Below are 20,003 nucleotides of genomic sequence, written 5' to 3'. Positions count from 1 at the left end.
CGGTCTATGTATCGAGTTCCAACAGTCGTTTGCTGACGAAATATTCGACAAGCGAATAGATGATCAGGCCGGGGATGAGCATCGTGAACACCATCCGTGCGGCCGAGACTGCGCTATGCGAGTTGAAGTCGATGGCCCAGAAGAACAGCCCGATGACGGCAAAGAGAGCTACATTGAACAGCCCGTCGTGGAGGGACTTTCTGCGCAACGTGTGCAGACTCTGCGGCGCGGTGGCTGCGGCTTCCAAAGCTGAAATCCTCTCTGCGATCTTCTCCGAATCGAGTCATTCTCCGGTTCTCAAGCGGCTACAAGGCCGCCATCTTGCTTCTCGGAACCTCGACGAAGCCGAGTCTCCTCACCGCTGAGGCGTAGAGGATGTACTCCTTGAGCAGAGCAACAGGCAAGACAATTGTCAGCAGCATCTGCTGTACCGACGGTGAGGCACCAGCGCCGAAGTCGAAGACCCAGAAGATACACGCCACAGCCGAGAAGAAGACCACGGAGTCGACAGCTTCTTTGAGGTGATGACTCCGCAACAGCGCGAGAGACTTCGGCCGCTTGGACGCTTCAGCCATTCTCACCTCACCACGCTGATCACTCCGACGGTCTGGACAGGCTCCTTGTCGTTACCGTACCGCAGATCGGCGAAGAGTTGAACCACCTCCGTAGTACATTGCCGCCCCCGGAGGCGTCGAGGAGCTACCGCGGCAAGAGGCGTCGCGACCGCGCCAGAGCCCCTCACATCCGCTGGTTGCGAGCACTCTCGTAGATGCACACTCCGGCGGCGGTGCCGAGGTTGAGGCTTTCTGCCGAACCGTAGATCGGCACGGCGACGGAAGAGTCACATAGCTCCAGGTCCTCGGCGCTCATCCCCCACGCCTCATTGCCGAAGACCCAAGCGGTCCGCGCGGTCAGATCCAGCCCTGTGTCCCACGGGTGGTGAAGATCGTGGGCTTCGTCAGTCGCATCGGCGGCGAGCACCTGCAGGCCGCGGGCGCGGGCAAGCTCGGTCACCTCGGACAGTCCGACTGCGGTGACGACGGGAATGTGGAAGAGGGAACCGGCAGTCGAACGCACCACTTTGTCGTTGTAGACATCCACCGAGGACGAAGTGAGCACCACGGCGTCGGCACCGGCAGCATCGGCGAGACGAATGATGGTCCCCGCATTGCCCGGATCGCGCACCTGCGACAGGACGACAACGAGCTGCGCTTGCTTATCGAGCACGGACGTCAGCTCCACATCGAGGGTCGTGCACACGGCCACGACACCTTGAGAATTCACCGTCGATGCGAACTCGGTGAGCACCTCGGGGGTGACGATGCTGCACTGCATGCGCCCGTGCTTGGCCGCGGAGACGAACGCGGGGTGCTCCTCAGCGGCCTCCTCGGTGATGAAGAGCTCGACGACGGAGCCCTTGCGCGCCAGTGCCTCACGGACGGCCTGCGGACCTTCGACGAGGAACTGCCCCGTGGCTTTGCGACCACGGCGCCTGAGCAACTTCGCGGCGTTCTTGATCCGCTTCGACTGAGGTGAGGAGATGACGTCAGGGAGTTTCATGAAACCGTGTTCTCGATCCGTTGAGTGCTGAAGAGCCTGAAGCTGAAGTAGGGGACCATGCGAGTCCGAGCGAAAAGACCGACGGCCCCGAACCTGAAGTTCGGGGCCGTCGTCGATCATTGAGGCGATCGGTCAGTCACAGCTGTGACCGAAGTCTTGAGATGACGCTGCTCAGGCCGCGTCGGTCTTCGCTGCGTTGACGTCAGCAGGAAGAGCGTCCTTGGCGACCTTGACCAGGTGCGCGAAGGTAGCCGAGTCGTTCACGGCGAGCTCGGCGAGCATGCGACGGTCGACCTCGACTCCAGCGGCCTTGAGGCCCTGGATGAAACGGTTGTAGGTCATACCGTTGGCGCGGGCTCCGGCGTTGATACGCTGGATCCAGAGACGACGGAAGTCGCCCTTGCGCTTGCGACGGTCACGGTAGCTGTAGACCAGCGAGTGGATGACCTGTTCCTTGGCCTTGCGGTACAGGCGCGAGCGCTGTCCGCGGTAGCCGCTTGCCCGGTCGAGGATGACCCGGCGCTTCTTGTGAGCGTTGACCGCTCTCTTCACACGTGCCACGTGTTACTCCTTTAGAAAGTTCGTATCTGCCGGCGGTGCCGGACTCTGATTCAAGCTGTGGGAGCCGATATCGACTGCCCATGGGGGTCCCGGAGACTGTCCGGGAAAGAAAGCCCCGAAAGGGGTCTCACCTGCCCTTGAGCTTGCCCAGAAGCTTGCGGGCCTTGGCGCGGTCGCCGCCGACGATTTCCTGGTCGGTGGACACACGGCGCTTACGAGCCGAGTTCTTGCCCTCGAACTTGTGCTGGTTGTTCACGCCTTCACGCATGATCTTGCCACTGCCAGTCACGCGCATGCGCTTCTTGGCGCTGCTGTTCGTCTTCTGCTTCGGCATAGTGCCGTTCTCCTTTGCAATTCGTTGCCCGCGTCAACCGCTGGCAACTACTTCACACGCACAGACCAGGACGGACCTGGAACGCGACGTACTTAATTTCTCACGCGTCCGGGCGAGCTGCGTTCTTCTCTGCAGCGACCCGATCGCGACGGGACTTCACCTCAGCGGACTTGCCCTTGGCATCTGCTGATGCTTTCCGGGCCTCCGCCTTGGCGTCAGACTTTGACTTGTGCGGGGCGACGACCATCACCATGTTGCGTCCGTCGACTCGCGGTGAGGATTCGACGGAGCCGAGGTCGGACACATCCTCGGCCAAGCGGTTGAGCAGCTTGATGCCCATCTCGGGACGGGACTGCTCACGTCCGCGGAACATGATCATGACCTTGACCTTGTCGCCGCCTTCGAGGAAGCGGGTGACGTGGCCCTTCTTCGTCTCGTAATCGTGTTCGTCGATCTTGAGACGGAAGCGGATCTCCTTCAGCGCAGTGTTCGCCTGGTTCTTCCGGGCTTCTCTGGCCTTCTGGGCAGATTCGTATTTGAATTTTCCGTAGTCCATGAGCTTGGCTACGGGTGGCTTCGCCTGCGGGGCTACCTCGACGAGGTCGAGGCCAGCTTCGCCGGCGAGATCGAGTGCCTTGCGAATGGCAACGATACCGACCTGTTCACCGTTGGGTCCGACCAACCGGACCTCGGGAACCCGAATCCGGTCATTGATGCGCGTCTCGCTGATGTGTTCACTCCTTTTGCTCAAATGTGGTCGTGACAACGAAAAAGGCTCCCGTTGACACATGCCAAGGGAGCCTGCACACACGAGCAGTACGGTAGACGTACGTTCGGTGAATACACCTCGATCTGCACCCGATCAGACTATGCCTGACGGACAGATCTTTGGACCCGATCGCTCTTCGCGATCAAGGTGGGAGACAGACTCCGCTTCGCACCAGCTACCAGTGTACTACGCTTCATGACTCTTCGCACATCGAGGCCCTGGTGTGATCGCCGCATTGATTTATATGTCAAGCTTATAGCATGAGTTCTGAAGAATCTGTTCCCGCCGAGGCGATCGCCGACGTTACGCGCGACATCGCCGAGGTCCCCGCTGTCGAGGTCATCACCTCCAGCGCCGTTCACCTCATGTCCGCTGCCGCCGTCAAGTGCGGCCTGGCCGAGGACACCGCCGAAGGTCGCGGCGCCGACCTGCAGGACCTCGACGAGGCCCGCAAGCTCATCACCGCACTGGCCGGTTTCGTCACCGGTGCCGCCACCGTGATCGGCGACCACCATGCCCGCCCGTTGCGCGATGGACTGCGCAGCCTGCAGCTGGCCTTCCGCGAAGCCTCGGAATACCCCGACGCCCCCGGCGAAGGCCCCGGAGAGAAGTTCACCGGCCCCGTCCGCTGACACATCCATCACCGAGGCGGCCCCCGACTATTCGTCGGGGGCCGCCTTCGTCTGTGGTTCAGCCGTTCGCCGGGGAGGATGGCCCACCGGGTCCGCCGAATCTCCGGTGCAGCGTCTCGGCTGAGAGGCGGCTCCGAAGGCGAAGCAGTGCTGACGGATCAGGGGTCCTCACCTGCTCGCTCCGCCTGCGCCTTGATGCCGCGGAGGCGACGATCCCATCCTTGGGCGACGATACCGAGCAGATCGGATACTTCGCGGATCTGCGACGGACTCACCGAGTGCACGCGGCGCGATGATCGGGTCGCCGAACTCACGATTCCTCCGCTCTCGAGAATCCGCAGCTGCTTGGCCACGGCCTGTCGGCTCAGCCCGAGATCACGTGCCACGGCGCCGGCGTCGTCGGGCGACTGGGACAGCCGAACCAGGATGCGGCGCCTCGTGTGGTCGGCCAGCGCTTTGAAGACGAGATCCGCCTCACCCGACAGCAATCTGTCCTGAACGGAGTCGTCTGCAGAACTCATCTCGCCGACACGGCGAGTCCCCTCGCCACCACGAGCTCTTCGACCCAGCCTTCGGCATTCTCCTCGAATCGTCGGCGTCGCTCGGCGGCATCGTCGCTGAGCCGGGCGAACCCACTCTCACGGACGGTGAGCAGGACGCCCTGGCCCTCTGGCTCGATGATGAAAACGATCGTGTTGCTGGGAAAGTCCCCCAACGATCCGGGCGTTCCGCCGAGCCAGCGGAAGACGGCACGACGAGGCGGATCGAGCTCCTCCGTGCCGATGGCGAATTCGCCGACGTTCGGGTCAACCACCCGAGAGACACCGTCCTCAGAACTGATGTCATGCTCAGTGTAGCTGCCGTCATTGATGAACCAGCCGGGTTCGCTGATAATGTCCCACACCGTTTGCGCGTCGGCGTCGATGTGGATGCTGCGGACGATCTCGTCGGGCACATCATCCGCAGCGATGGGTACGTCGTCCTCGGTCACGATGGTTCCTCTCGTCGGTGAGATCGGCACTGGGCCGCGTTGGCGACGACTCTATCTCGCACCCCGCCAAAGTGCAACCATTCAGTTGCACTCGCATTCATCGATCGGCCGCCGATCCCCACCCCGGCCCGCGGTTCATTCACCGAGGCTGCCGATGACTCCGCGCATGAGTTCACCCTCGATTTCGTCGAAGCCCGGACCGAATTGGCCGAAGCGAAGACCGTTGATCAGACCGATGACAGCGACCCAGATGGTCACGGTTCTCAAGATGGTCCCGTCCGAGTAGTCGAGGCCGAGCTCCTCGAGGCCCGCACGCAGCGGCTTCAACATGTCAGGATTCGACCCAGACGGTCCTCCTTGGCGCCGCCGCGCCGGCTCCGACGCGGACGCAGCACCCCCGTCCTCCGCCACCAGCTCCGCGAGCGTCACCATGATCCGCGTTCCCGGGACCACGGTCTCCTCTCGCGGAGCCTCGTAGTCAGCGATCGGGGTGCCGTAGATGAGCGCCCACCGATTCTGATACGTGCGCGACCAGTCAAGCATCGTCAGCGCGAGCACCTTGACGCTCCTCTCCCCGGCCAGAGCCTCATCAACGGCATCGGCAATCTGCGTGAAGGCGTCGCGGATGAGGATCGTCAGCAGTTCATCGCGACTCTTCACATACCTGTACACCGCGCTGGAGACCACCCCGAGCTCACGAGCGATCGCGCGCAGCGACAGCCCGTCGACTCCATCGTCGTCGACCATCCGGTTGCCGATCGCGGTGATTTGGGCTTCCGTCTCGATTCGGGCTCGCTGTCGTGGGGTCGTCTCTGTCATGACTTCACCCTATGATCCGAGAGCGAAGATAACAATAGTGAGCACCGCTCTTCAATTATCGACGCATGCGGCTTACGCTGAATACCGAGAGCGCCGCTCTCTCAATCATGAGGACATCATCGGAAGGACTCGCTATGAGAACAGCACTCATCATCGGAAACGGACAGATCGGTTCGGAGATCGCCGCCCGACTCACGGACGTCGGAGTCACCGTCCGCATCGCCACCCGCTCCGGCAGCAACTCATCCGGCACCCCCACCCGTATCAGGGCCGATGCCAGTGACCGCACACAGTTGGCGAAGGCCGCCGCGGGCGCCGATGTGATCTTCGCCTGCGCGCATGCGCCCTATGACAGTCGGAAGTGGGAGCAGATCCTCCCCCCGCTCGATGCGGCGATCCTCGACCTTGCGGCCAAACTCGACATTCCTGTGGTCTTCCCGGAGTCGGTCTATGCCTTCGCCGGCCTCGACTCCCCAATCACCGAGGCCTCCCCGTTCGCTCCGGTGGAAGACAAAGGACGAATCCGGCAGCGCCTCATCGAAGCCCGTGAGGCTCACTCCGCGACCAGTGCGAGCGTCATCGCAGGCGATCTGCTCGGCAGGACCGCAGAGAAATGGTCATCGGTCGTACGAATGTGCATCACCGAACCGATCTCTCACGGGCGACGGGCCATGGTGCCAGCACGCACTGATGTCCCGCACGGAATCACCGTCATCGCCGACCACGCCGCAGCAATGATCCGGGCGGCACAGGATCTCAAGAGCGTCCCCGCGGGAACGCATCAGCTGCGGATCGCACCAGCATCAAATCCGACACTGGCCGAGATCGCCGACTTCACCGCGGACGCACTTGGGCAGAAGCACAAACGTCCGCTCTCAGTTCCACGTTGGGCGACCCGTGCCATCGGGGCGTTCGAGCGCTCCTTCTATGAGCTCAACCAGTTGGCACCGATCTGGTACGAACCCTGCGTCATCGCTTCCAGCGATTTGGCCGAAGCTGTCGGCACTACCGATTGGCGCGAGGGCGTGCAGCAGATGCTCTGAGCCATAAAGGTCGCGAACGTCCTCTGACCGCGGAAGTTCGACAGTAGTCCGCAGAACTGCATGGTCGTTTCCTGTTTCTGTCACCGATTGGGTTGGGACTCAGTCATGGAAGTCTTCCGGCTCTGCTGGGATGCGCTTCGCCATGAGACAGAACTTGTCGCCGTCCGGATCCGCGAGAACATGCCAGCTTCCTGACGGCACGACATCAGTCTTCGTCGCACCCGGAGCCACAAGTCTTTCGAGCTCGTCCGCCTGGCTGCGGTCAGTCGGACAGAGGTCGAGATGCAGACTGTTGTCCCCAAACGAATCGCTCGAAGGCTCAAAGAGAATAGTCGGCGCATTCGACGCTCCGGAGATCGCGACACCGGTTTCGTCTGTGGCCGACACCTCGCATCCCAGTGCTTTGCACCAGAATCGACTCAGTTGAGCCGAGCCCGGGGTTTTGTCGATAAGATCACTGATTCGACTCACCATCGGCAATCGAACCTCACAGCCGGATCCCGTTGCCCGGGCCCAGCGGCAGGTCGAAAAGGAACCAGATGCCCAGCAGCACTGCCCAGGCCAGCCAGAACGGGATGACGAATGGGAACATCCGAGAGATGACCGTGCCCAGCCCGGCGTTCGGCTCATACCGGCGGACGAGACCGAGCAGCACGATCATGTACGGGTTGAGCGGGGTGATGACCTGAGTGGCCGAGTCACCGACGCGAAACCCGGCCTGGATGAACGCCGGTTCGTAGCCGAGCAGGGAGAAGAGCGGGACGAACACGGCGGCCATGAGCGTCCACATCGACGAGCCGGAGATGATGAACAGGTTGAGCACACTGGCCAGGAGCATGAAGCCGATGACCGCGGCGAACCCGGTCAGACCGATCGCTTCGAGCCCCGACGCTCCCGCGACGGCGATCCACGAACCGATGCCGGTCCAGTTGAACAGGGCGATGAACTGGCCGAGGATGAACGCGAGGATGAGGAAGGACATCATGTCGATGATCGATTGACTCATCATCCTCACCAGGTCATTCATCGACCGGACGGTGCACACGACGAAGCCGTAGACGACGCCCATGAGCATGAAGTAGGCGAAGACGATGAACACGATCGACGACAGCAGCGGGGACTCCGGGAGGAATCCGCCGTCCTCGTTCCGCCAGGGAGAACTGGGAAGGAGGAAAGCGAAGAGGAAGACCGCGGTGAGGACGAGCCCCGAGACGACCGCCCAGATCAGACCCTTCTTCTCCTCCGGTTCGAGTTCGGCCTTGATCTCTGTGGACGAACCATCGTCAGAGGATTCAGAGTATCCTTCCGTTTTAGCCGAGGCATCTCCGTAGGGGCTGTCGGGTGCCTGGTATTCGCGAGCCAGCCCGCTCGACGAGGCATTCGCGTATTCGCGGGGCACTCCCTTGCGCACCATGTTCGGTTCGATGAGCCGGTCGATGATGAACCCTGCGATGATCGCCAACACGATCGACGAGGCGATATTGAAGTAGTAGTTCGACACCGGGTTGACCGCGGTGTAATCGGTGTTCGGCAGGGTCTCCATCACCGAGGTGGTGATCCCGGCGAACAGAGCGTCGAGGCTCGTGGGGACGATCGACGTCGAATAGCCGGCACCGGTGGCGGCGAACCCGCCGATGAGCCCGGCCATCGGATGCCGTCCTGCCGCTTTGAACACGAGCGCAGCCAAAGGCGGGATGATGACGAACGCCGAGTCGGCCATGATCGACCCGACCACCCCGACGAAGCCGACGGCGTAGGGCAGCAGCCACTTCGGGCTCTTGCCGAATGCGATCCGGACGGCCGCGGCGAGCATTCCGGACTTCTCGGCCACACCGACGGCAAGGAGAATCGGCAGCACCGTGGCCAGGGGCGGGAACCCGATGTAGTTGTCGCCCATCGTCGTGGTCAGCCACGACAGGCCCTCCCCGGTGAACAGGCCCTTGATCGCGATGGTCTCGTCGCCGCCGGGAATGGCCACGGTGACATCGGCCATGGCCATGGCCGTGGAGACGAGACCGGTGATGATGAAGAGCCCGAGGAACAGTGTGAACGGTTCGGGCAGCTTGTTTCCGATGCGTTCGATCCAGTCCAGCGTGCGCTGGCCGAAACCGACTTTCCCATCTGTCGTCGTCGACATGAGCGGTCCTTCTCTTCGATGGCGCGGGTCTGGGTGCGGCGGGACGATCTCAGTCGAAGAAGTGCTCGACATCGATCGCTCCGCCGTCGCGGGCGAATTCTTCGGTCACCTCGGCGGCGAGGGCGTCGTCGACGAGGAAATCCAGGGCGGTGCACGCAAGACCATAGGCTGCGTCGAGCGCCGCAGTTTCGGCGGCAGGGGTCTCGGCGGCTGCAGCGAATTCACGAGTGTGCAGGGCCACCTCGGCGTCGGCGGTCTTGATGAGCGGATGGATGCCGGGAATCCGGTAGGAGACATTGCCGAAGTCCGTGGACGCAGCGATCGATTCCTCTAGGACTCCGGCGGGCAGCGGCTGGCGGCCGCGCGTCTGTTCGTGTTCGGCCCAGCGGGCGGTCAGCGTCGAATTCGTACGCACGGGCAACGACGGCGGATGTTCGTCCCAGTCGACAGTGACGCCGGTGCCGGTCATGAGCGCGGCGCCCTTCGCCGCCTCCTCGACCCGGTCGGAGAGCTCTTTGAGCGTTTCGGGGAACTTCGAACGGACGTAGCACTGCACGGTGGCGGTTTCGGTGATGATCGACGGTCTCGTTCCGCCGTCGGTGATGACCGCGTGCAGGCGGGAAATCGGCGGCATCTGCTGCCGCATCAGGCCGAGCCCCTGGTAGAAGAGGTTTGCCGCGTCGAGGGCGTTGCGCCCCATGAAAGGCTGCGCAGAGGCGTGGGCGGCGACCCCTGAGTATGTGACCTTGAGCAGGCGGCGTCCCAGCCACACTTGGTCGGCGCAGTCGTAGCCGTAGCCGTGGACCATGATGGCCGCGTCGATGCCGTCGAAGGCACCGTCCCGGGCCATGACCTCTTTGCCCGAATGACCTTCTTCGGCCGGGGTGCCCAGCAGCACGACGGTGCCCGGCACGGCGTCGGGGTCTTTCTCGTACAAGGCTTGGAGGGCGAGGAAGGCGCCGACTCCGGCGGTGGCGATGATGTTGTGCCCGCACGCATGCCCGATCTCGGGCAGGGCATCGTATTCGGCGAGGATCGCGATCGTACGACCGTGACCGGATCCCGTCGTCGCCCGCAGTGTCGTCTTCACACCGTAGAGGCCGGTCTCGACATCGACTCCGTGATTCTCCAACACCGAGGCGATCGCTGCGACCGAATCGAACTCTTCGAATGCTGTCTCTGCCAGGTCATGGATGGTGTGGAGCAGGCCCGTGAGGTCGCCTTCCGCAGCGTCGAGGCCAGCGGCGATGCCGGACCGGCTCGTCTCCGGGGCACCGGTGAAGTCGGAGGCCCACTCGGCGGCCTGCCCGGCTCGAGCTCGGGTCTGTCGAGCCATCTCGTCGAGGTAGCTGTCGTCCGGTGCGGTCGAGTGGCCGAGGTCACGGATTTCGCTCATGGGTCACAAGCATAGGTGCCCTGCCGATCTGACACGCCCGGAACGGTCAGAATTCGACGAGGCGGATGGCCAGAGAGTCGATCTTCGCCACAAGGTCCTCGTCGCCGGCGACGGCTTCCTGGAACCGGCGCACCTCCTCCGGCGGCACCTCGGACTCGACGCCGAGTGTGATGCCGAGCTCCGGCCCACCGAGGTGGACGCTGTCGCTGCCGGGGCTCACCCCGATTCGAGCCAACCAGGGGAAGGACTCGGCGATGGCACGCAGTCGCTGGGCCACCTCGGCGTCGGCCCAGGACGGAGTCCACGGCTGGGACTGCACGAACGCGAACATGGCCGGGCGGCGCAGCAGGAACGAGGACTCGGCCCCAGGGTCGAGGACGACGAGCTGGGACTCGGCCTCGATCGCCCCGAGGACAAGCCGTTCGGACTCGATCGGCACGGGACGGGCATCGGAATGCCACGCGGTCAGCGGTGGGATTCCGGAGAATCCCGGGGTGCACTCTCGTCCGTCATCGGCCTGGAGGCGAACCATCGCCATCTCCGAGGAATTGTCGGCCATGAGCCCGTTCTCTCCGACCTCCTGGTCGAGAACCATCGGCACGATCGGGGCGTAGAGCCTGGCCCCGGACAGGGCTTGGACGACCCGTTGGTGTGCGGCCGGATCCAGGGGTGCCTGAGCGGCCTGGGTCATGGACTCCAGCAGAGCCGCATCCGCCAGCCCCGTGTCGCCGGAGAACGGGTTGGGTTTGAGATCCCGGCCCTCCCACGCCTGACCGGCGGAATCCGTCGGGGCGTGGGCCTCGCCTGCCCGGGCATCAGACGCGGCGGACCGGGGACCGCCCGGCCCATGCGGCTGGTCCGGATCGTGTGAGTGCGTGCTCACAGACTCACCGTCCTGCGACGTCGAGGGCTTCTTCCAGAGTGAACTTGCCTGCGTAGAGTGCCTTGCCCACGATCGCCGAGTCGACGCCGAAGGGCACCAGCTCACGAAGGGCTCGCAGGTCGTCGAGGCTCGAGACTCCGCCGGAGGCGACGATCGGAGAGTCCGTCTTCTGCGCGAGGTCCTTGAGCAGGTCGACATTGGGACCCTGCAGGGTGCCGTCCTTGCGCACATCGGTGACGACGTAGCGGGAGCAGCCGGCGGCTTCCAGGGTTGCGAGGACTTCGTAGAGGTCGCCGCCGTCCTTCGTCCAGCCGCGAGCGGCCAGGGTGGTTCCGCGCACGTCGAGGCCGATGGCGACCTGGTCGCCGAAGCGCGAGATCATCTCGGCGGTCCATTCGGGGTTCTCGAGGGCGGCGGTGCCGATGTTGACGCGCTCGGCTCCGGTGTCGAGTGCCCGTTCGAGGCTTTCGGTGTCACGGATTCCGCCGGAGAGTTCGACCTTGATCCCCACAGCTTTGACGACCTGGTTGAGCAGGTCGGAGTTCGATCCGCGTCCGAAGGCGGCGTCGAGGTCGACGAGGTGGATCCATTCGGCTCCGCGGTTCTCGAAGTCCTGGGCGGCGTCGATGGGTGAACCGTAGTCGGTTTCGGTTCCGGCTTCGCCCTGGACGAGACGGACGGCCTTGCCGTCGGCGACGTCGACGGCGGGGAGGAGGACCAGCTTGTTCGAACTGTCTGTCATTGTGACCTTTCTGCCAGGGTGCCACGGGGTTTGCGGGCAACCATAGTCGGTGTGCTCGGTCAGGAGCTGAGTGCGTCTGTGGGGTTGGTGCCGGTACGGCCGGAGTCGCTGCCTGGGCTGCTGTCGGCCGCGAACGAGGCGAGCCAGTTGCGCAGCAGCCGGGCCCCCGCCTCGGCGGATTTCTCGGGATGGAACTGCGCGGCCCAGGTCGTGCCGTCTTCGACGGCGGCGACGAAATCGCTGCCGTGGCGGGAGGTCGTCACGATCGTGCCCGGCGGTGGTTCGGCGGCGGCATAGGAATGGACGAAATAGAAGCGTTCGTCTCCGATGCCGGCGAACATTGCCGAGTCTGCGGGCGCGGTGACCTTCGACCACCCCATATGCGGGATGACCGGGGCCTCGAGCGCGGTGACGGCTCCGGGCCACAGGCCGATGCCTTCGGTCTTGACTCGGTGTTCCTCACCGCGGGCGAAGAACACCTGCAGACCGACGCAGATGCCGAGCAGCGGTCGGCCCTGTTCGTGGCGGGCACGGATGAGTTCGACTCCCCCGACGTTCTCCAGTCCCGCCATCACGGCGGAGAAGGCGCCGACGCCGGGAACCAGCAGTCCGTCGGAGTCGTTGATGACATCGTGGTCGGCCGTGAGCGTGACCTCGGCGCCGGCTGCGGCGACAGCACGCACGGCGGAGCGGACATTGCCGGCTCCGTAGTCGAGGACGGCAACCGTCGTCATCGTTTCGCGCCCTTGCTCAGCACCGACCAGATCCTCCACAGGGAGAATCCGAGGACGATGACGCCGAGGGCGGCGACGACCCAGGCGATGGTGTTTCCGCCCAGGCCCAGCGCAATGCCGAAGGCGGTGACGAGTCCGGCGAGGACTGCGGCGATGATCCACAGCAGTGCCGTGCGTGCCATGGCGGCCCGGCCCGGGCTCATGGTGGCGGCGCTGGCCTGCAGCTTCGTCATCGATGAGGTCGGGATACTGCCTTCGACGTCTTCTGCGGCAACGGTCTCGAGCAGCAGTCCCTCGAGCACATCGGGCAGGTTCTTCAGCGCCAGTCCGGCCGGCACGTCGGATTCGCGGCTGCCGTGACGGTAGTGGCCCGCGTCGATCTGCTCTTCGCTGCGCACGAGGAGCAGGACCTCATGTTTGCCCGCGAGCTTCGAGATCGCTGCGGCCGCCTCGTTGCCGGCTTTGACATCCGTGTCGGCGAGCACGATTCCGCTGAAGTCGCCGATCGGCACGATGGTGCCGGAGATATTCGACAGCACGCAGGCGGCGGCCAGCTGTTGGGCGACCCCGAACGGGGTCACGATGACGGTCGTACTCACAGGACTCCCTTGGTGCTGGGAACGGAGTTGCTGCGCGGATCGGTTTCGACGGCCTCGCGCAGCGCGCGGGCGAAGGCCTTGAACTCGGCTTCGACGATGTGGTGCGGGTCGCGACCGCGCACCAGGTCGAGGTGGACGGTCAGTCCGCCGTTGAAGGCGATCGATTCCAGCGAGTGGGAGGTCATCGAACCGGTGAAGTGGCCGCCGATGAGGTGGTACTGCTGGCCTTCGGGCTCGCCTTCGTGGACGAAGTAGGGGCGACCCGAGACGTCGACGACGCACTGGGCCAAGGCCTCGTCCAGCGGCACGGCAGCGAAGCCGTAGCGGCGGATGCCGACCTTGTCGCCGAGTGCTTCGCGCAGGGTCTGGCCGAGCACGATCGAGGTGTCTTCGACGGTGTGGTGGACGTCGATGTGCGTGTCGCCGGTGGCGGTGATGTCGAGGTCGATCATCGAGTGCTTCGACAGGGCGGTGAGCATATGGTCGAAGAACGGCACGGAAGTCGAGATGTTCGAGGAGCCGGTGCCGTCGAGGTTGACGGACACGGACACCGTGGACTCGGACGTGGTGCGTGAGTTCTGGGCCTGCCTCATGGAGTGCCTTTCGTCGGGGCGGCGGATGACGGGGTTGGAGCCTGCGGACGTTCCTCGAGGGTGTCCGGGGATTCGGCGAGGATGTCGTCGATGGCGGTCAGGAACGCTGCGGTCTCCTCCTCGGTGCCGGCGTTGACGCGGGCGTGGCCGGTGATGCCGATATCGCGGATGAGGACTCCGCGGTCACACAGCTTCTGCCACAGATCGGCCGGTGAGGAGATGTTGCCGAAGAGGACGAAGTTCGAATCGCTGTCGTGGACGGTGAACCCGGCCTCTGCGAGGTGGCTTGCCATCCGGTTGCGTGAGTCGATGAGCCGATCGACGTTGCCCAGCAGCAGCTCAGCGTGTTCGAGTGCGGTGCAGGCGAGGACCTGGGTGACCTCGGACAGGTGGTAGGGCAGGCGAACGAGGCGAAGGACGTCGATGAGCTCAGGGGCGGCGATGGCGTAGCCCAGCCGCAGTCCGGCGCAGGCGAAGGCCTTGCTCATGGTGCGGGAGACGACGAGGCGGGGCCGTCCATCGAGCAGGGTCATGGCCGAGGACTTGGCGGGGCGGGAGAACTCCGCGTACGCCTCGTCGACGATGACGATTCCCGAACAGTTGTCGTAGGCGGCCTCGATGACGTCGAGTCCGATCGAGGTGCCGGTCGGGTTGTTCGGAGTGCAGAGGAAGACGATGTCCGGATTCGCACGGGCCACCTCGGAGGCGACCGCGTCGGCATCGAGAGTGAAGTCGTCCTTGCGTTCGACGTGCTGCCATTCGGCGCCGGTGCCCGTGGTGATGAGCGGGTGCATCGAATAGGAGGGGGTGAACCCGAGGACGGTCCGCCCGGGCCCGCCGAAGGCCTGCACGATATGGCTGAGCACTTCGTTCGAACCATTGGCTGCCCAGATCATGGAGGGATCGAGTTCGACGGTGTCTCCGGCGCGTTCGTTCACACCGTCCAGGTAGGTCACGAGGTCTTCGCGCAGAGCGGTGAATTCGCGGTCGGGATATCGGTTGAGTCCCGAGAAGTGATCATCGACGGCGGCGCGCATGCTGTCGACGACGACGTCCGGAAGCGGATAGGCGTTCTCGTTGACGTTGAGCTGGACCGGCACATTGAGGTGCGGAGCCCCGTAGGGCTTGAGGCCGACGAGGTCGGACCGCACTGGCAGAGATTCGATGTTTCCCACGGCGATCATTCTACCGAGGGGCCCACGCCGCCCGGGCGGCGGGTCGGGCCACGAGACTCGCCGAGGCGGCCGGATCCGGCCGACCCTCAGCGGACGGGGACGTCGAGGGTCTGGCCGGGGTGGACGGTCGGGGTGTCCAGGTGATTGATCTCGGCGATATCGGCCACGACATCGCGGGTGTCGCGGTCGAGGCCGAGATTCGAAGCCACGGTCCACAGCGATTCGCCTTCACCGACGACGACGGCGTCGGCATCGATGCCGACACTCTCCGTCTCCGATTCGGCGACAGCAGCGGCCGAGAACGACTGGGTGGCGAGGAGGAGCGCTCCGCCGATGACGACGAGAGCGACGAGCAGGGTCCGGAGAAGGCGCACAGCCTGGCGTCCACGAGTGGTCAGGCGCAGCTCGGTGTTCTGTGCAGACATCGCATTACCTCTTTCATTCGTACGATTCCACCAGTAATCGGTAGAACGTCTGTTCTATTCAACATGCCAATCGAACAAATGTCCAGTCCGACTCGAACATCTATGCGACAATGAGAGGGAACCAGCGTTGTTGATTGATCTGTCAGAACCATCTCAGTCGGCACTGACACGAGAATCTCCGAAGCGGAGATCACGGCGTTCAGCGGCAGGGAATAGAACGAAGGGGAACGAGCAATGGTTCAGAACAAACGAGGCAGAGGCAGGCCTCGCAACGAAGATGTTGCCAGCGAGATCGCTGCCGCTCGCAGCGATGACGACGACGTGGTCCAGATCCCCGAGGGATCGACCGGTGAGGGCGATTTCCGCCTGACTCCTCGTCAGCGTCTCGTGCTCGAAACCATCGAACGCGCGGTCGTCACCAACGGCTACCCGCCGAGCATGCGCGAGATCGGCAGGGCCGCAGGACTGGCTTCCCTCTCGAGCGTCGCCCACCAGCTCTCCCAGCTCGAGCGCCTCGGCTATGTCCGTCGCGACCCGAAGCGCCCGCGTGCCATCGAAGTGGTCAATCCGTTCGAAGAGGAAGAGGCCGAGCGCGCGAAGTACGAGGAGCTGTCCAACAACACGGTCCAGGTTCCGGTCGTCGGCCGCATCGCCGCCGGTGGCCCGATCCTGGCCGAACAGGAAGTCGACGATGTCTTCTCGCTGCCGACCCAGGTGGTCGGCTCCGGTGACATGTTCCTGCTCAAGGTCGTCGGCGATTCGATGATCGAAGCCGCCATCTGCCACGACGACTGGGTGGTCGTGCGCAAGCAGCACACCGCTGACAACGGTCAGATCGTCGCAGCACTGCTCGACGGCGAGGCCACGGTGAAGACCCTCAAGCGCAAGGCCGGTCAGCAGTGGCTGATGCCGCAGAACGAGAACTACGAGCCCATCGACGGCACCTACGCGCAGATCATGGGCCTCGTCGTCGCTGTCGTCCGCCGCCTCTGACCCTCTGTCGGCTCTCCGCTGCCGAAATGCAAAGGCCCGCGACCGATTCGGTCGCGGGCCTTTGTGTCATCCTTCGTCGGTCTCGGCCAGCCGTGCCAGGCTCTTGCGCACGAGACCGGAGTTCGTCGTCGGCCACATCCTCGGCATCGAGTTGACGAGGAAACCGGCGTACCGGGCCGAGCGCAGCCGCGAGTCGAGCACGGCGACCACTCCCCTGTCCTTGGTCGACCGGATGAGGCGTCCGGCTCCCTGAGCCAGGCGCAGGGCCGCATGGGTGGCCGAGACGGCCATGAATCCGTTGACTCCGCGCTGGTCGGCATCGCGTGCTCGAGCCTGCATGAGCGGGTCGTCGGGGCGTGGGAACGGGAGACGGTCGATGATGACCAGTCGGTTCGTGCGTCCCGGCACATCGACTCCCTGCCACAGCGACATGGTCCCGAACAGGCAGGTCTGATCATCGGCCGTGAACTCGGAGACCAGCGCCGGCAGGCCGTCGTCGCCTTGGAGCAGGATCGGGAGATCGAGCTTCTTCCGCAGGAGTTCTGCCGCTGCGTTCGCCGCAGCACGGGAGGAGAACAGGCCCAGCGCTCCGCCGTTCGACGCCTCGACGAGTTCCTCGAGCTCCGTCAGCGCCTCCTCGCTCAGCCCGCTGCGTCCGGGCTTGGGCAGGTGGGAGGCGACGTAGAGGATGCCCTGCTTCCCATAGTCGAAGGGCGATCCCACATCGAGGCTGTCCCACTTCGGGGCATCGGGTCCGAAGAGCCCCAACGAGGCGGCGACCGCGTCGAAGTTCCCGCCCAGGGACAGGGTCGCCGAGGTGGCCACGACCGTGGACTCTTCGAAGATGCCGTTGCGCATGGTGCCGGCAACACTCAGGGGAGCGACGACGAGGTTCGTCGTCTCCTTCTCCCTGAAGGTCGAGCGCGAGAGCCAGATGACATCGTTCTTGCCCGGGTCGCAGAAGCGCTCGGCGAGTTCGAAGATCTCCTGACAGCGGGCCTTGGCCATCTGCCGACCGGCATCGGCGTCCTCGGTCTTGCCGCCGATGTCGTTGATGATCTGGCGTGCCGAATCACGGATCTGCGCCATGGCCAGTCCGAGTGCCTCGCTCATATGCAAGATGAGCCCCTCGGGCACCGATTTCTGTGCGCGTTCGAGTGCTGCCGCGGCGGAATCGAGCAGGGAGACGACCCCGTCTTGGACGGTGGTGTGTTTCCGGACCGAACTCGTCGCCGCCGAGAGCATGCTCGTGTTGATCTGACCGGACAGTGCGCTGGTCACCCGGTCCTTGAGCTCGTGGGCCTCGTCGATGATGATGACATCGTGTTCGGGCAGAACGTTCGATTCTCCGAAGGCGTCGATGGCCAGCAGGGCATGGTTCGTCACGACGATATCGGCCTCGGCGGCCTTGTTCCGGGCCAGCTCGGCGAAGCATTCGGTGAACAGCGGACAGTTCGAACCGAGGCAGTCGAAGGCGTTGACCGACACCTGTGACCAGGCACGATCGCTGACACCGGGCATGAGGTCGTCCCGGTCGCCTGTGTCGGTGGTCTTCTTCCAGGTGCGGATCCGTTGGATCTCCTCCCCCAGCCCGGAGCGTTCGGTGGGTTTGCGTCCCGCCTCGGCGTCGGCGCCGAGGTCGAAGAGCATTCCCTCTCCTTCGTCGGGATACCCGCCGGCGAGCTTGTGCTTGCACACATAGTTCCGCCGCCCCTTGAGCAGAGCTGCCCTGGGCAGCGGATCGAGATCCTTCTTCACGGCCTTGAACAGTCGCGGCAGATCGCGGTGGATGATCTGCGTCTGCAGGGCCAGGGTCGCCGTGGACACGACGACCTTTCCACCGGTGCGAGTGACGTATTCGGTCGCCGGCACGAGGTAGGCCAGGGATTTGCCGGTGCCGGTTCCCGCCTGGACGAGCAGGTGGATTCCCTTGTCCACCGCCGAGGCGACCGCCTGGGCCATCTCCTGCTGACCTCCTCGTGGCGACCCGCCGATGGCGCCGACAGCGGATTCGAGGAGGTTGTCGACAGCCTTCACTCGTCGATGACCAGGTCCGGACGTTGGAATTCGCGCAGTTCGTCGACGAGTTCGGTCGGCACCTTCGCCTGCAGGCTGGTGCCTTCTGCGCCGTGCGATTCGTGTTCGACCGTGCCGAGGGCGTAGATCTTCGACACGAGGTCACCACGTTCGTAGGGAATGAGCACGGTCATGTCGATGTCCGGGACCGGCAGTCGGTCCTCGATGGCCTCGATGAGGTCATCGATGCCTTCCTTCGACACGGCGGAGACGAACTGGGCATCGGGATACTCCGCGCGCAGCCCGGTGATCACGGCCTCCTCGGCGATATCGGCCTTGTTGAACACGAGCAGTTCGGGGATGTCCCCGGTCTCGACCTCCCCCAGGACGTCGCGCACGGCCTGGATCTGCCCGTGCGGATCCGGGTGGGAGGCGTCGACGACGTGGAGGAGCAGATCCGAACCGGCGGCCTCCTCCAGTGTCGAGCGGAAGGCTTCGACGAGCTGGTGAGGCAGGTTGCGGACGAAACCGACGGTGTCCGTGTAGGTGAAGACGATGCCGTCGGCGGTCTTGGCCTGACGGACGGTCGGGTCGAGAGTGGCGAAGAGGGCGTTCTGCACCATCACCTCGGCGTCGGTGAGCAGGTTGAGCAGGGAGGATTTGCCCGCGTTCGTGTACCCGACGATCGCAACGGAGGGCACATGGTGCCGGGCGCGGTTCTTCCGCTTCGTCTCCCGGGACGGTGCCATGGCGTTGATCTCGCGGCGCAGCTTCGACATCCGGGCGCGGATGCGGCGGCGGTCGAGCTCGATCTTCGTCTCACCAGGCCCGCGGGAGCCGATCCCGGCACCGCCGGCGACCCGGCCACCGGCCTGGCGGGACAGTGACTCACCCCAACCGCGCAGACGCGGCAGGAGGTATTCGAGTTGGGCGAGTTCGACCTGGGCCTTGCCTTCGCGGGATTTCGCATGCTGGGCGAAGATGTCGAGGATGAGCGCGACGCGGTCGACGACCTTGACCTTGATGACGTCCTCGAGTCCGCGCCTCTGGCTGGGAGCGAGTTCGGAGTCGATGATCACGGTGTCGGCGCCGACGGAGGCGACGACCTCAGCGAGCTCGGCGGCCTTGCCTTTGCCGAGGTAGGTGCCCGGATCCGGCTTGTCGCGGCGTTGGATGAGCGCGTCGAGGACCTCGGAGCCCGCGGTTTCGGCCAGCGCCGCGAGTTCTCGGATCGAGTTCTCGGCTTCGGCCTGGGTGGTGTTCCAGATGCCCGCGAGGACGACGCGTTCGAGGCGGACCTGACGGTATTCGACCTCGGTGATGTCTTCGAGTTCGGTGGAGAGTCCGGCCACCCGGGTGAGGGCGGCACGCTCGGCGAGGTCGAACTGGTCGTCCTCGGGGATGGTGTCGTGATCATCGAGGGCTTGGGCACCTCGGGAGAGCACACGGTCGAGCATCGCGTTGCGACGCTCTTTGTCTTCAGACGTCATTCATTCCTTTGTTCTCTGCCGTCAGCACGGGACTTCTCGTGCGGACGTCGTCATGCTTCGCACCGGTCGCGGCGATGCGCACCGACGGTGATGTCCATCAATTATCCCACA

General features: G+C 64.4%; 24 protein-coding genes. 3 read left to right on the top strand and 21 right to left on the bottom strand.

Annotated elements, in window-relative coordinates; translation table 11 throughout:
* Positions 1-4: 4 nt before the first annotated feature.
* The 6 genes from GUY37_RS06985 to infC all read right to left on the bottom strand — a co-directional run bounded on the left by GUY37_RS06985 (position 5) and on the right by infC (position 3,221).
* The gene (locus GUY37_RS06985) at positions 5-247 is read right to left on the bottom strand and encodes a hypothetical protein (protein WP_166823816.1); all 243 of its coding nucleotides are present in this window, start codon (positions 245-247) and stop codon (positions 5-7) included.
* Positions 248-305: 58 nt separating this feature from the next.
* Complete coding sequence (locus tag GUY37_RS06980; RefSeq protein WP_166823813.1) at positions 306-575, bottom strand: hypothetical protein; 270 nt, start codon at positions 573-575, stop codon at positions 306-308.
* Positions 576-738: 163 nt separating this feature from the next.
* The gene (locus GUY37_RS06975; RefSeq protein ID WP_166823811.1) at positions 739-1,560 is read right to left on the bottom strand and encodes a TrmH family RNA methyltransferase; all 822 of its coding nucleotides are present in this window, start codon (positions 1,558-1,560) and stop codon (positions 739-741) included.
* 171 nt (positions 1,561-1,731) lie between these two features.
* A complete protein-coding gene (gene rplT, locus GUY37_RS06970) occupies positions 1,732-2,121 on the bottom strand; it encodes a 50S ribosomal protein L20 (RefSeq protein WP_025779787.1) in 390 nt (129 codons plus the stop codon).
* Positions 2,122-2,248: 127 nt separating this feature from the next.
* Positions 2,249-2,455, bottom strand: coding sequence for a 50S ribosomal protein L35 (rpmI, locus tag GUY37_RS06965; protein WP_166823808.1), 207 nt, complete (start codon positions 2,453-2,455; stop codon positions 2,249-2,251).
* A 100-nt stretch (positions 2,456-2,555) separates the two neighbouring features.
* Complete coding sequence (gene infC / locus GUY37_RS06960; RefSeq protein ID WP_228278410.1) at positions 2,556-3,221, bottom strand: translation initiation factor IF-3; 666 nt, start codon at positions 3,219-3,221, stop codon at positions 2,556-2,558.
* Between the two features lie 263 nt (positions 3,222-3,484).
* On the opposite strand from infC, the gene GUY37_RS06955 reads away from it, so the two are divergent.
* Positions 3,485-3,856 carry a DUF1844 domain-containing protein gene (locus GUY37_RS06955; RefSeq protein ID WP_039206663.1) on the top strand — a complete coding sequence of 124 codons (372 nt, stop codon included), beginning with the start codon at positions 3,485-3,487 and terminating at the stop codon, positions 3,854-3,856.
* Between the two features lie 158 nt (positions 3,857-4,014).
* Here the strand turns inward: GUY37_RS06955 and GUY37_RS06950 are convergent, their stop codons facing one another.
* The 3 genes from GUY37_RS06950 to GUY37_RS06940 form a co-directional block, all read right to left on the bottom strand.
* Positions 4,015-4,377, bottom strand: a complete 363-nt coding sequence (locus GUY37_RS06950; RefSeq protein ID WP_166823805.1) for an ArsR/SmtB family transcription factor — start codon at positions 4,375-4,377, stop codon at positions 4,015-4,017.
* Positions 4,374-4,847: an SRPBCC domain-containing protein gene (locus GUY37_RS06945; protein WP_228278409.1), complete on the bottom strand. Its 474-nt coding sequence runs from the start codon at positions 4,845-4,847 to the stop codon at positions 4,374-4,376. The genes GUY37_RS06950 and GUY37_RS06945 overlap by 4 nt, the downstream gene beginning before the upstream one ends.
* Positions 4,848-4,982: 135 nt before the next feature.
* A complete protein-coding gene (locus GUY37_RS06940; protein ID WP_166823802.1) occupies positions 4,983-5,666 on the bottom strand; it encodes a TetR/AcrR family transcriptional regulator in 684 nt (227 codons plus the stop codon).
* 65 nt (positions 5,667-5,731) lie between these two features.
* Here GUY37_RS06940 and GUY37_RS06935 point away from each other — a divergent pair, with 65 nt between their 5' ends.
* Positions 5,732-6,709 (top strand): NAD-dependent epimerase/dehydratase family protein, encoded by a 978-nt coding sequence (locus GUY37_RS06935; protein WP_323127528.1) that lies wholly within the window; start codon positions 5,732-5,734, stop codon positions 6,707-6,709.
* A 99-nt stretch (positions 6,710-6,808) separates the two neighbouring features.
* Here GUY37_RS06935 and GUY37_RS06930 read toward each other — a convergent pair whose 3' ends face one another.
* The 10 genes from GUY37_RS06930 to GUY37_RS06885 form a co-directional block, all read right to left on the bottom strand.
* The gene (locus GUY37_RS06930) at positions 6,809-7,183 is read right to left on the bottom strand and encodes a VOC family protein (RefSeq protein WP_166823796.1); all 375 of its coding nucleotides are present in this window, start codon (positions 7,181-7,183) and stop codon (positions 6,809-6,811) included.
* A gap of 13 nt (positions 7,184-7,196) precedes the next feature.
* Positions 7,197-8,846 carry an AbgT family transporter gene (locus tag GUY37_RS06925; protein WP_208094784.1) on the bottom strand — a complete coding sequence of 550 codons (1,650 nt, stop codon included), beginning with the start codon at positions 8,844-8,846 and terminating at the stop codon, positions 7,197-7,199.
* Positions 8,847-8,895: 49 nt separating this feature from the next.
* Entirely contained in the window at positions 8,896-10,242 is a 1,347-nt protein-coding gene (locus tag GUY37_RS06920) for an amidohydrolase (RefSeq protein ID WP_166823791.1), read from the bottom strand.
* A gap of 46 nt (positions 10,243-10,288) precedes the next feature.
* Positions 10,289-11,125, bottom strand: a complete 837-nt coding sequence (locus GUY37_RS06915) for an SseB family protein (RefSeq protein ID WP_166823788.1) — start codon at positions 11,123-11,125, stop codon at positions 10,289-10,291.
* A 4-nt stretch (positions 11,126-11,129) separates the two neighbouring features.
* A complete protein-coding gene (gene priA / locus GUY37_RS06910; RefSeq protein ID WP_166823785.1) occupies positions 11,130-11,867 on the bottom strand; it encodes a bifunctional 1-(5-phosphoribosyl)-5-((5-phosphoribosylamino)methylideneamino)imidazole-4-carboxamide isomerase/phosphoribosylanthranilate isomerase PriA in 738 nt (245 codons plus the stop codon).
* Between the two features lie 59 nt (positions 11,868-11,926).
* On the bottom strand, positions 11,927-12,601 hold the full coding sequence (gene hisH / locus GUY37_RS06905; protein WP_166823782.1) for an imidazole glycerol phosphate synthase subunit HisH: 675 nt from the start codon (positions 12,599-12,601) through the stop codon (positions 11,927-11,929).
* Positions 12,598-13,200: a hypothetical protein gene (locus GUY37_RS06900; protein ID WP_166823779.1), complete on the bottom strand. Its 603-nt coding sequence runs from the start codon at positions 13,198-13,200 to the stop codon at positions 12,598-12,600. Before GUY37_RS06900 ends, hisH begins: the two co-directional genes overlap by 4 nt.
* Entirely contained in the window at positions 13,197-13,793 is a 597-nt protein-coding gene (gene hisB, locus GUY37_RS06895; RefSeq protein ID WP_166823776.1) for an imidazoleglycerol-phosphate dehydratase HisB, read from the bottom strand. Before hisB ends, GUY37_RS06900 begins: the two co-directional genes overlap by 4 nt.
* A complete protein-coding gene (locus tag GUY37_RS06890) occupies positions 13,790-14,968 on the bottom strand; it encodes a histidinol-phosphate transaminase (protein ID WP_228278407.1) in 1,179 nt (392 codons plus the stop codon). The genes hisB and GUY37_RS06890 overlap by 4 nt, the downstream gene beginning before the upstream one ends.
* Before the next feature lie 86 nt (positions 14,969-15,054).
* On the bottom strand, positions 15,055-15,393 hold the full coding sequence (locus GUY37_RS06885) for a LysM peptidoglycan-binding domain-containing protein (protein WP_152348286.1): 339 nt from the start codon (positions 15,391-15,393) through the stop codon (positions 15,055-15,057).
* 234 nt (positions 15,394-15,627) lie between these two features.
* Between GUY37_RS06885 and lexA the strand changes: the two genes are divergently transcribed.
* Positions 15,628-16,386, top strand: coding sequence for a transcriptional repressor LexA (gene lexA, locus GUY37_RS06880; protein ID WP_152348285.1), 759 nt, complete (start codon positions 15,628-15,630; stop codon positions 16,384-16,386).
* Between the two features lie 66 nt (positions 16,387-16,452).
* On the opposite strand, the gene GUY37_RS06875 is transcribed toward lexA, so the two are convergent.
* Positions 16,453-18,423, bottom strand: a complete 1,971-nt coding sequence (locus GUY37_RS06875) for an ATP-dependent DNA helicase (RefSeq protein WP_166823771.1) — start codon at positions 18,421-18,423, stop codon at positions 16,453-16,455.
* Positions 18,420-19,892 carry a GTPase HflX gene (gene hflX / locus GUY37_RS06870; protein WP_166823768.1) on the bottom strand — a complete coding sequence of 491 codons (1,473 nt, stop codon included), beginning with the start codon at positions 19,890-19,892 and terminating at the stop codon, positions 18,420-18,422. The genes GUY37_RS06875 and hflX overlap by 4 nt, the downstream gene beginning before the upstream one ends.
* Positions 19,893-20,003: the final 111 nt, after the last annotated feature.

It is taken from the genome of Brevibacterium limosum (genome assembly GCF_011617705.1).
In the GTDB taxonomy this organism is placed as follows: domain Bacteria; phylum Actinomycetota; class Actinomycetes; order Actinomycetales; family Brevibacteriaceae; genus Brevibacterium; species Brevibacterium limosum.
The sequence above is the reverse complement of the archived record's forward strand: the minus strand, read 5'-3'. Positions and strand labels throughout refer to the sequence as shown.

Coding starts and splice junctions, on each gene's coding strand:
- rpmI (WP_166823808.1), bottom strand. CDS start 2,455: ATGCCGAAGCAGAAGACGAACAGCAGCGCCAAGAAGCGCATGCGCGTG.
- GUY37_RS06935 (WP_323127528.1), top strand. CDS start 5,732: ATGCGGCTTACGCTGAATACCGAGAGCGCCGCTCTCTCAATCATGAGG.
- GUY37_RS06955 (WP_039206663.1), top strand. CDS start 3,485: ATGAGTTCTGAAGAATCTGTTCCCGCCGAGGCGATCGCCGACGTTACG.
- hflX (WP_166823768.1), bottom strand. CDS start 19,892: ATGACGTCTGAAGACAAAGAGCGTCGCAACGCGATGCTCGACCGTGTG.
- GUY37_RS06930 (WP_166823796.1), bottom strand. CDS start 7,183: ATGGTGAGTCGAATCAGTGATCTTATCGACAAAACCCCGGGCTCGGCT.
- hisH (WP_166823782.1), bottom strand. CDS start 12,601: ATGACGACGGTTGCCGTCCTCGACTACGGAGCCGGCAATGTCCGCTCC.
- lexA (WP_152348285.1), top strand. CDS start 15,628: ATGGTTCAGAACAAACGAGGCAGAGGCAGGCCTCGCAACGAAGATGTT.
- GUY37_RS06980 (WP_166823813.1), bottom strand. CDS start 575: ATGGCTGAAGCGTCCAAGCGGCCGAAGTCTCTCGCGCTGTTGCGGAGT.
- GUY37_RS06920 (WP_166823791.1), bottom strand. CDS start 10,242: ATGAGCGAAATCCGTGACCTCGGCCACTCGACCGCACCGGACGACAGC.
- GUY37_RS06950 (WP_166823805.1), bottom strand. CDS start 4,377: ATGAGTTCTGCAGACGACTCCGTTCAGGACAGATTGCTGTCGGGTGAG.
- GUY37_RS06885 (WP_152348286.1), bottom strand. CDS start 15,393: ATGTCTGCACAGAACACCGAGCTGCGCCTGACCACTCGTGGACGCCAG.
- GUY37_RS06975 (WP_166823811.1), bottom strand. CDS start 1,560: ATGAAACTCCCTGACGTCATCTCCTCACCTCAGTCGAAGCGGATCAAG.
- priA (WP_166823785.1), bottom strand. CDS start 11,867: ATGACAGACAGTTCGAACAAGCTGGTCCTCCTCCCCGCCGTCGACGTC.
- hisB (WP_166823776.1), bottom strand. CDS start 13,793: ATGAGGCAGGCCCAGAACTCACGCACCACGTCCGAGTCCACGGTGTCC.
- GUY37_RS06925 (WP_208094784.1), bottom strand. CDS start 8,846: ATGTCGACGACGACAGATGGGAAAGTCGGTTTCGGCCAGCGCACGCTG.
- GUY37_RS06940 (WP_166823802.1), bottom strand. CDS start 5,666: ATGACAGAGACGACCCCACGACAGCGAGCCCGAATCGAGACGGAAGCC.